Below are 10,981 nucleotides of genomic sequence, written 5' to 3'. Positions count from 1 at the left end.
CTCACACTGCCTGTATATGAACCTGTTTCCCCTTCGGCATTTGTAACTGTCAAGGAGTAGCTATAGATCCCTGGCTCGTCGTAGGTTATTTCAGGTGGATTTTGCCCTGCAAATGAAGCTGGGGTCCCACCTTCAAAAGTCCACTCCCAATTTGTAATGGCAGATGAACTTGAGGATCGGTCCGTGAACACCAACGGTTCCGTAAAAGAAAACTCTTCAGAGCTAGAGGTTGCCAATGCCGTAATTCCAGAAACCCCGCTAACGATATCAATCCCATAGTCAATTGCGTTTCCGCTATCAAAACTCCCACATGGTCCAGTGAACCCATCTTCATAGTGACCTATAACCCTTAAAGCCACTCTTTTGCCAACCGATGCACCGTACGGCACTAGTATGTCCGCAGTGAAAGTGTAGTTGCCATTTTCATCATAATCTTCACCGGAAACCAATCTGTCTATCAACAATTCACTTTCAGAGAATTCACTGTCATAGTTCCAGTCAGCCCATACCTTAACCCTGTTATAGTCATTTATTCCCCCATCACCCAATTCCGAGGTAATTGTCATAGGATATGTCATTCCCGCTGCAAGGTCTGTAGTCACAGAATCGAAATAATCATAATAGTTACTTTTTCCCGGATTGTGGCTGATGTCCTCCAATATGACATTGTTAACACTGAAATATGAACCATAATCAGGACTTGTCTCACAATACCTTAACTCGGATTTTATGTAATCTGGTTTGGTCAGGGTCCCCACCTTCCCATTGGTTGTTGTGACCTCCAATGTGACATCGAACTCGCCTCCTTCAGTATAAAATATATTTTTAGGGTTTTGGTCCGTAGATGTTGGGGTGCTAGCTCCCTCAAAGGTCCATAACCAGGAGCTAATGCTATCTCCGGCATCGGGGATCGACAGATCAGCAAATGAAACTGGTTCGGAAAAGTTCACAGCCTTGGGGTTTCCAGAAAACTCAACAGTAAGCTCTGTACTTTCATCAAGAATATTCAAGCCATAGTCTTCGACCTCTCCACTATCTATATAGCTGCAGGCAGTGTCCCCATCTGTACCCATTACAAAATGGGCCATGACCCTAATGGCTATCTTCCCCAAATCCACATCGGCAGGTATCTGAATGTCAGTCGTATAAGTATAATCCCCATCTCCGTCCGTCTCTCGGTTATTGTAGGCCTGTGAAGCCACCAACTCTGAATCTTCAAAAACAAAATTGGAATTCCAGTCGATCCAGACCTGGATTCTTAGGTTATCCGGATCACCGCCATCTCCCCTATTGGTAGTAACCGACAGCGGATAAGTTGCGCCCGGAATGACTGGATAGGATAACTCTTCCGTATAATCTGAGAAATAATTATTTATTGTCTCATTACTTCTCCCATCAAAGGTAACATTGGATATATAGGTGTAACCTGAATAGCCAATTGTAGGCTGGCAGGCTTCAGTATAAACATCGCTGAAGTTCACAACAAGGTTGCTCAAGGTATCGGCATACAATAAAGAAACCCCTCCTTCGATCATAGGATCTAAAAAGACAATCTCCAGATCCGATACTGTGTTGATTGCCTGATGGTTTTCCGAAATACCTTCCAACGCAACGATTGCCCTTGTACTATTTGAAGCAGATATTTTCATTGTCATTCCCACGGGCACATTGTTCGCAATATAATGCAGGCCCTCCTCATACTCACCCGCAGCAAGTGCAAAATTGGCCTCTGTAGCCATGAGCTCTATTACGGATTCCACGACACCGTCATTGAGATAGCGCTCTTCAAAAAAAGAGTTGCTAGCAATTATCCTAGGCCCAAGCTCGACATCAAGACCCGTGGCAGCAAGATTTGATGCCGTCCACAAGGTATTCCGTGCCGGTGAGTTGTCCAGGGCGTTCACCATCCTGTCGACTTGGCCCCTGGTAAACATTTTATAACAATCCGTATAATCCATGAAGTTCTCATTGTTTATCTGTTGGTTCAGACAGTTGTAGATCACCTGGCAGTTAGTCCCGGAAGAATTGTTGATATGGGAAGGCGTATCCGCAACCTCGTCACCATCCAATGGATTATTATTGCAGATTCCTCCTCTAAAGGTATGGTGCAGATCTAAAAAGTGTCCAAATTCATGGGTCAAAATAGATCTGAAGTTATCATCTGTATTGGTGCCAAGATAGCTCCCGTTATAAACAACGCGCGCAGTATTGTTGTTGGTCATATAGGTGTCAGGCAACCATGCCACGCCGGAATTGTAATAGTCGCCATCATTATAAAGGTCCCTGGTGATATATACGTTCATGTATTTACTGTTGTCCCAGGCAACCTGGGCCACTACCGGAGAATCATAGTTACCCATACCCCCAGCTTCAGGATAGTACATGATCCCACTTGTCGGATTTCCCTGCGGGTCCAGCTGTGCCAGTCTGAACGTCACGTCCAATGGTGTTTTTATGACATCAAACGGTGGCGCAATGGTTGAGTACTTAGCATTAAGTCCGTGGAAGTCTTCATTCGTTTTCATCAAGGCGTCTTTTATAAGTGCATCGTTGACAACGGTCCCAGAATTGAAGGTCGTTCCGAAAACGTGGAATACCACAGGGATCACATAAGATGCCCCCGGATCTCTACGCTGGATTTCCTCTGAACTGTTGACCAATCGCGACAGGATCCTTTGTTCTGCCCTGGAACTCGGGTTTGCCTGGTAAAGAAGTTCCATCTGCTCTTCAGAACGACAAATTTTGCCGTCAGTATTCTGAGACAACATGGGCTGGCCGAAAAACAAAGCCAATAGAAAGCACACAAGAAGGGTGCTGTAATGTTTAAAGTTGTGCATGTTAAAATTAATTAAAGGTTATTAAAATTTTTATAAGCAGATATGATAATTTGGACCCCAATTACAGATCATCCATAGAATATATGGATATGAGATTATTCTTTCACCGAATTAAAATAAATACTTCACAGCCAAATAAGACACGATTCACAAGGCAATAAAAAACCGTTCTTTGAAATTTGATTTTTATTATATTTCAATAATTCATCTATCTTAAAAAAGTTAGCTTCAAACGTCATTTTAAGTTAAATTTAATATTGTCAAATATTAGATTTTTTTGATATAAAGTAACACAAAACACCTTTACTCAACCTTGACAATCCGAGAAAACTTCACTTTTCAAAGGTGTTCTTAGATTAAATAAATCGATAAACTATAAGCAAAACAAGACAGATATATAAGAGATGAATTTTAATTAGTGAAACTCAATTTTAAAAATTGATAGCAGAACTAATCCCGCTGAAAATTGAGGTATTCGGGATTGATTTCTTGAGGCCTGGGTCCGTTTTGTTCTTTTTGGAATTTGAATACCTCGTGGGATCCGCCCCGAGGTAGCTTATTTAAAAGGATAAAAAATCAACTTAATTCCTATATATTTTCCAGAAAATTAATCAAGCTATCCTTTTGATCTAAACCCAATTTTTTTCTTAATCTATGCCGCGCAATTTCTACAGAGTTTAGAGAAATGTTATTGATATTGGCAATTTCTTTTGAACTCAGTTTGATTTTGACTTTTACAGCTAGTTGAATATCTTTGTCTGTTAAATTCGGGTATGCATCTCTGATTTTAAATATAAAATCGCTCTGTAGGTTTTCTATATTCGCATGAAATCGTTGAATGTCTTCATTGAAATCAAACTTAAACGTATAGTCTTTTATAAGTTTATCAATGTTTTTTTTAAGCTCTTTTAAATCAGTGAATTTTAGATTTATCAAAGACTTGGTAAAGTCCTTATATATAGAGGTGCGTTGTGAGATAAACAGCGCCAGATTTGTAAGCTCCTTCTGGCGAAATTCTAATTTGTGTTCAAGATTCTCTCGTTCCAAATATTCTATTTTCAACTTCTCTTTTGACAGATTCTGATTCTGTAAGTAAATAGCTTTCTTCTTTTTTATATTATTCCAGAGACCTCCAATAATTAGAATTGCAATAATTGCCAACAATAGAGCGCCAATCTGAAGGAAGGTTCTTTTTTGTGCTTGTAAGTTTCGTTCTTGCTCTAATAGTTTAATCTCGTTTTCACGTCGTTCTGCTTCGTACAAAACTCTCATTTCGGCGAGTCTTTCACTTTTATTACTAGAAAACATTGCGGAAGCGCCCTCGATATGTTCCTTATAATAATGTAATGCATCCTTGAAATTTTCTTTGGCGAAATAATAATCAGACATAATCTTATTGTTCTCTAATATCAGTTCTCTATTATTTGTTAAACTCTCTGAAATTGCTCTTGATTCAATCAGCAATTCATAAGATTTATCGAAGTTATTTAACATTAAATTTACTGTTGAAAGTTCATTCAAAATCTCAACTTTATTTCTTTCAAAATTAATTTCGTTTATAATTTTCAGAGAAGACTCTAAAACCACGATCGCTGAATCAAGTTTATTTATTTTACGATAACACACTCCCATATTCTTCATAGTTGCAGCAATTCTGTCCTTATTATTAGAATCTATTATGAGTTCTAAGGATCTCTTGAAAAAAGATAATGCCAAATCACAATCATCGTTAGCCTCATGAATTAACCCTATGCTATTATAACTATAAGCAATCCGCTGTTTGTCATTTAGTTTCTCATGAATTCTTAATGCTTCAGTGTGATATTGAAGCGCATTGTCAAGATATCTGATATCATAATACAGCCACCCAAGAGTGCGTAAGGTGAAGGCCAAATCGTGGTCATTTCCAATCTCTTTTCTTATTTCTAGAGACTGCAACCCGTATTGGAGAGCTTTATCATATATATCATTAAACAAATAGCCTTGACAAAGATTAATGAGCGACAGACCTTCTTGTACTTTCAGTTTAAATTCCTTCGACAATTGTAATGCCTCAGATGCATAGTCTATAGTTTTGTCAGGATTGATTGCCCAGTATATCTCTGCAATCCTATTTAACAAGGGTGCTTTATCAATACGCTTTAACGTAGGCAATACGGTTAACAGACTATCGAGCTCTATTTGAGAATCAGCAGGGTTCTCATCCCATATATTCGTTTGAGCCTGTACTGAATGACAGGTGCATATAAAGGCAAAAATAATAAGATGTGTCAATTTTTTCATGAGCCGGAATTTCTAAGTAACAAATTATGCTACATCGTTATAAAGACTTGTGTGTTATCAAATATCTACATTTTTAATTTAATCGTTTTACGAAATGTAGATTTGTAAGGTCAAGTAAAGGTGAACTTCGCCCTATAATGAATAGAAATGCACAATTTGCTATTTTGAAACAGTAATGGATTTAGTACCTTGAAATGATTAAAAAGATAAGTTTCAAATAAACTATTAAGCATATAATGGTTTTGCTGTGTTATTTAATTTGAGTAGCAAAAACTCCAACACAAAAAAATTGAAAAACAAATAATTTCTTGGATTTCAGGGAAAACATTCTTGATTGCCACATCAATTAATACTATTCTTTAAAAACAAATCTTGGATAATTGATCTATACTTCACGGAAATCGAAATACCATTTTACCCGATGAAACAGAACTTCTTAGAATATGATTATTCATAAATTTTGGTATAATTATTTGGATTGAAATAGTATAAATCAAAACCGGTGCATAATTCGGTGCATAAATCTTTAATTTGAAATTAAACCTATCCATTTCCAGTTATTTGAAACAACATCATTAGTCCCTCTTCTCCGCTGAAAACAGGATAAAATAACGACAAAAGCCGATAAATATTATGTTTATCGGCGTTTTGAATTTTCTTTAATATCATATAAAAGATGCGCTAATCGGTCAGTTATGTTCGGAAGAAATTCCGACCATTTTTTGTCTGCTATGCACATTCATTATCTATAGGGTTAAAGTCCCGAACGGGCTTATTTTGACGAGAACGGTTAGTTGATGGCAAGAGTGTTTACCGCGAGGTAAAGTCTAAAAGAAGCCTAAAACAAAAGTTTGTACCAACAAACAGAAACTGTATACCAAGACCCACCTTACCCGGTGGGTCATGTGGCAATAGACACAGACGCCCGAAAATCGTCCGTAAACCGGGGTGATAAATGCAGTTTTATTGACGGGAAGACAATGAACTTAACGTAGGGGGTCTTCAACGCGAGAGAGCTGAAGGAGTCAGCAGAACCCATTGTACCATTATAAATATTGGGTAACACCAATATAGGGAAGGGATGAATTTTCAATTAGGGAGCAGTAGTTCTGCAAATTATTACTACTGTGATGAAGCCAGGAGATTACGAGAATTCACTGATGGGTCATTTTGACGAATGGGAATGTAGCCAAACGGTGAAGGGTACTGACGTATTCAGTTTCTGAAGCTGCCTGGTACGGCGTGAATGGTTGTCAAGGTGCAGAAAGGAACGGGGCCTTAACCCATGATTTGATGAGTTAGATAGCGGACTTAAAGAATCTTGACACCGCATTGTGGAAAGTAATCAGTAACAAGGAAAGTGCAGGCATTGACGGGATAAGCGTTGAGGATCTGGGCGGTTGGTTCAGCCACCATCACCGAGAACTTCAGCGCCAGTAAACAAAATGTACTTACCGCGTTACGGCAGTTAAAGAGGTATGGATAGCCAAACCGAATGGCAGGAAACGTCAACTCGGTATTCCCACGGTCAAAGACCGCGCTTGGTACAACAAGCGGTAAGCCAAGTGCTGTCAAAACGCGCTATGATCCCACATTTTCAGACCACAGCTACGGTTTTCGCTCCAAGCGCAATGCCCATCAGACACTCCGCAAAGCAGGAGACTAAGTACCAGATGGCAAGAATTGTGTAGTCGATATTGACTTGGCAAAATTCTTTGACCAAATGAACCACGACAGTTTGTTGTGGCAATTAAGTACTCGAATTGGCGACAATAGCGAACTTAAACTGACAGGTAACTAAAGTACCATAGGTTTTAAATCTGACTAAAGTCAGTAGTACGTGATTACTCAAGTATGAAAGCATCTGTGTCGCTGTCCGATTTTCGGTGATGCTCCAAATACTCATTCACCATTTTGTCAGTAATGTTTCCTGTACTCCAACATCCAAATCCTATCGCCGAAAAATGGCGCTCCCAATACCGTTTGTTCAACTTAGGAAACTCTTACCGCAACCTTCTTGAGCTCCTATCTTTTAACTTTTTTAGAAGACTGCCTATATCTTGGTAAGGACGGTATTCGTTGTGCATATGAACGTGATCCTTGCTCATAACAACTTTCAAAATATTCACACCCTCTACATCACAAGCCTGTATCAAAAGCTTACGGCATTACTTTTGGACATCAACAATCAAAAACAGGATAGCGATATTTCGTAATCCAAACTATATGTACGCTCAACCTCGAAACCGTATGACCATTTACCCTTTGATCTGTCATAAAACAAAGGTAGCTATTTTTAGAAGCTAAAGTGAGAAGCACGAAAGTGCATAGTTTTAACTGTTTTTGAGACCAATAAAAGGGAATTTGATGTTGCAGAGTGTCGAATACTCATAATCTATTTAGTTGTTAACAAAGCAAACTACAAAGCACTAGACGTACTCCGGCTTGAGAACTCTGACAGCAAAACATTGGCATGCCAGGAATAGTTTTGAATAACATCTTAGTTATACTATTTATTTTCCTTAAAAGAGCCATTGACCAATATTTCTTAGGGAATAAGGAATGTGCGCCTTCTAACGGAAAGTATATCTACAACGAAATCCTTATAACAATAGAGTAATTTGCAGTTAAATTTTAACATCAATAGCGTTCAAAACACACTTACTTTAGATTTTGACATTTTAAATGTTTCGAATAACGATTTCAAGAGTACAATTCAACATTTCTATCTGCTATCATTTTAAGTTTCTCAAGTAGATGATTCGGGTCAAAAGGCTTAGACAGGAAGTCATTCATTGTAGCATTTAAGACCTTTTGAACCATGTTTTCATCAACTTGAGCCGTAAGAGCTATAATAGGGATACTTGACTTCATTGGATCTCTTAACTTCCTAATAGCGGCCGTGGCTTGGAAACCATCCATAACTGGCATAAATAAATCCATCAAAATTAAATCAAAAGTTTCCTCTTCTATTTTTTGTACGGCAATAGCACCATTATCTACAATTACTGGTAAAACATTCCATCGTTGCAGGGTCTGTTTAATAACTAACTTATTTACTTCATTATCTTCAACAACTAAAATTCTGAGATGGCCGAGATCAGATTCCTGGTTCATGCCGTCAACAACCATTGTTTTCGGTAACGATTCATAGTTAAAGACTACGTCAAATAAAATTTTCGTCCCTACATTTGGCTTGCTTACCAATTCGATTTGACTGTTGAACATGGTCAGTATCTTTTTTACTATGGGAAGACCAAGTCCCGTACCTCCTGGATATTCCGGTTCGATTTGTGCCAGTGATTTCGGTGGGTCTGTGCCAGTGATAACGGTTCAAACTGTGCCATTTTTTACGGTTCGATTTGTGCCAGTCTGAAATGGGTTTAGCCGGATTTACGGTTTGATTTGTGCCATTTTTTGAAAGATCAAGTAGCTTGTCCTTTTTTAATAAAAGATAAGTTATGGCAAACACACTTGATCCTATGGACTTAAAACAAATTTTGACCCTCTATAAAGACGGACTGAGCAATCGAAAAATCGCTGATACCCTAAGTATATCCCGCAATACGGTTAACTCCTATATTAAACGCCTTAAAGGAAGCAGCTATAGTATTGATGCCTTGCTGGACTTTGACAACAGTAAGCTCGAAGAACTCTTTACCTTCAAAACAACCTTGAATATCAATCGTCAGGATGAACTGATGAGATATTTTGAACGGGTAAATAAAGCTCGCAATCATCCCGGTTTTACTTTTCAATATCATTATGAAGAATATAGGGATAGTGCAGAACATCCGTACAGCTATACCCAGTTTTTGGAACATTACCGACGTAAGTATGCCGATGTCAAGGGTTCTTTAAAATTAGAGCACGATCCAGGTAAAGAATTGTTTGTGGACTTTGCCGGACGCAAACTTGAGGTCATCGATAAAGAAACCGGAGAAATTATACCGGTGGAGGTTTTTGTAGCCATTTTGCCAAACAGCCACTATACTTATATCGAAGCCTGCAGGAGTCAGAAGCGAGAAGATTTTATCGCTTGTTGCGCCAATGCTTTAAATTTTTACGGCGGTGTGCCCAAAGCCATTGTCTCGGACAATTTAAAATCCGCCGTGACCCGTGCCAGTAAGTATGAGGCCAACATCAACCGAAGTTTTAAAGACTTTGCCCGGCATTACAACTGTGTAATTAACCCTACCAGAACCTATGCGCCACAAGATAAGGCCTTGGTTGAGAACGCCGTGCACCTGGTCTATCAGCGCATTTATTATCCGCTTCGGGAAATGACCTTCTTCTCACTGGCCGAACTTAACAAAGAGATCCATCGTTTACTGGAACAGTATAATAGGCTTTTGTTTCAACGAAAAGAAACCAGCCGTGCAGAACTTTTTCAGACTATCGAACGGGAATACCTAAAACCATTACCGGCAGAATCTTATGAAATAAAAGACTATCGAAGAGCAAAAGTTCAAAAGATGGGATATGTTTATTTTTCTCCCGATAAAAGCTATTACAGCGTTCCTTACCGGTACATCGGAAAACAAACCCTGATCCATTACACTAAAAACATTGTGGAAGTTTATTACAATCATCAACGTATTGCTCTCCACCAAAGAAACTTATCCAAAGGAAGCTACAACACCAATAAAGATCACCTGTCGAGCTCACATCAAAACTACATGGACTGGAGTCCGGAATATTTTAAAAACAAAGCCTCCGTTCACGGAAACTACGTGGTAGCCTGCGTAGATAAAATATTAAATGGTCTGGACTATCCTGAAATAGGCTATAAACGAGTTATGGGCCTGTTGCAGCTTCATAAGGATTATGGATCACAGAGGCTTGATAGGGCCTGTCAAAGAGCGCTGGCAGCCAACATGGTCTCTTATGCCCGTATCAAAAACATCTTAAAGAACAATGTTGATCAAAATTCCTTGTTTTTCAAAGACCTCGAAGATCAGCAATCCCATATCCCTAAACACGATAATATAAGAGGGGCATCAGCCTATCAGTAATTATTTAAACCATAAAATAAATTATAATGAACAACAATCAAACACTAGAAAAACTACAACAAATGCGTCTGTCGGCAATGGCATCCCTGCATAAACAACACCTTGGGGACAATCGCATTGAATCAATGACAACTGATGAATACTTGGCCTTATTGGTTGATCATCAGTGGGAGGACCGACTTAACAAGAAGATTGTTCGCCTTGTCAGTCAGGCTTGTTTTAAGCAAAAAGCAAGTCTGGTTGAAATCACTTACGATCCCCAGCGCAACTTGGATAAGAATAGTTTTGTCCGACTTGGAACACTTGACTTTATCAGGCGTAAAGAGAACTTGATAGTCACCGGAGCTTCAGGGACCGGCAAAAGTTATCTGGCCCAGGCACTCGGATATGAAGCCTGTTTAATGGAATATAAAGTGCTCTATGCCAATACATCGAAGCTGCTTAATGAATTAATATTAAGTAAAATGGATGGCTCCTATTTGAAAGAATTAAAAAGGGTGACAAGGACCGATCTGCTTATTCTTGATGATTTTGGCCTGCAGGCGCTTGACCAACAAAGTCGCGAAATAATGATGGATATTATTGACGACCGGCACAATGGGGCATCTACTATTATCGCATCGCAAATACCGGTATCGGCGTGGTACGAACTGATTGGGGAAGGAACTATTGCCGATGCAATTTTGGATAGAATAGTAAATTCTTCGCACAGAATAAAACTCGAAGGAGAATCATTAAGAAAAGGAAAACTTAAATCTATTTAACTAAAAAAATGTATTATTGTATGATCTTTCAAAGTGGCACAATTTGACCGAAAAGGGTGGCACGGTCACTCCGAAATAGCCA

6 protein-coding genes and 1 pseudogene are annotated in these 10,981 nt (G+C 38.9%); 3 read left to right on the top strand and 4 right to left on the bottom strand.

The window, feature by feature from the left end; all coding sequences use genetic code 11:
* Both H3Z82_RS19035 and H3Z82_RS19030 read right to left on the bottom strand, forming a co-directional pair.
* Positions 1 to 2,837 (bottom strand): M43 family zinc metalloprotease (locus H3Z82_RS19035; RefSeq protein WP_182207069.1); only part of this gene is annotated, 2,837 nt, incomplete at its 3' end.
* A gap of 588 nt (positions 2,838 to 3,425) precedes the next feature.
* Positions 3,426 to 5,120: a tetratricopeptide repeat protein gene (locus H3Z82_RS19030; RefSeq protein WP_182207068.1), complete on the bottom strand. Its 1,695-nt coding sequence runs from the start codon at positions 5,118 to 5,120 to the stop codon at positions 3,426 to 3,428.
* Between the two features lie 1,478 nt (positions 5,121 to 6,598).
* Between H3Z82_RS19030 and H3Z82_RS19025 the strand changes: the two genes are divergently transcribed.
* Complete coding sequence (locus tag H3Z82_RS19025; RefSeq protein ID WP_220459216.1) at positions 6,599 to 6,811, top strand: hypothetical protein; 213 nt, start codon at positions 6,599 to 6,601, stop codon at positions 6,809 to 6,811.
* Positions 6,812 to 6,964: 153 nt separating this feature from the next.
* Here the strand turns inward: H3Z82_RS19025 and tnpA are convergent.
* Both tnpA and H3Z82_RS19015 read right to left on the bottom strand, forming a co-directional pair.
* A pseudogene (gene tnpA, locus H3Z82_RS19020) lies at positions 6,965 to 7,397 on the bottom strand (IS200/IS605 family transposase).
* 426 nt (positions 7,398 to 7,823) lie between these two features.
* Positions 7,824 to 8,348 carry a response regulator gene (locus H3Z82_RS19015; protein WP_182207067.1) on the bottom strand — a complete coding sequence of 175 codons (525 nt, stop codon included), beginning with the start codon at positions 8,346 to 8,348 and terminating at the stop codon, positions 7,824 to 7,826.
* Between the two features lie 233 nt (positions 8,349 to 8,581).
* Here H3Z82_RS19015 and istA point away from each other — a divergent pair, with 233 nt between their 5' ends.
* Both istA and istB read left to right on the top strand, forming a co-directional pair.
* Positions 8,582 to 10,135 carry an IS21 family transposase gene (gene istA / locus H3Z82_RS19010; RefSeq protein ID WP_182206552.1) on the top strand — a complete coding sequence of 518 codons (1,554 nt, stop codon included), beginning with the start codon at positions 8,582 to 8,584 and terminating at the stop codon, positions 10,133 to 10,135.
* Positions 10,136 to 10,161: 26 nt separating this feature from the next.
* A complete protein-coding gene (gene istB / locus H3Z82_RS19005) occupies positions 10,162 to 10,899 on the top strand; it encodes an IS21-like element helper ATPase IstB (protein ID WP_182206551.1) in 738 nt (245 codons plus the stop codon).
* Positions 10,900 to 10,981: the final 82 nt, after the last annotated feature.

The sequence above is a fragment of the Gelidibacter maritimus genome (genome assembly GCF_014062315.1).
In the GTDB taxonomy this organism is placed as follows: Bacteria; Bacteroidota; Bacteroidia; order Flavobacteriales; family Flavobacteriaceae; genus Gelidibacter; species Gelidibacter maritimus.
The sequence above is the reverse complement of the archived record's forward strand: the minus strand, read 5'-3'. Positions and strand labels throughout refer to the sequence as shown.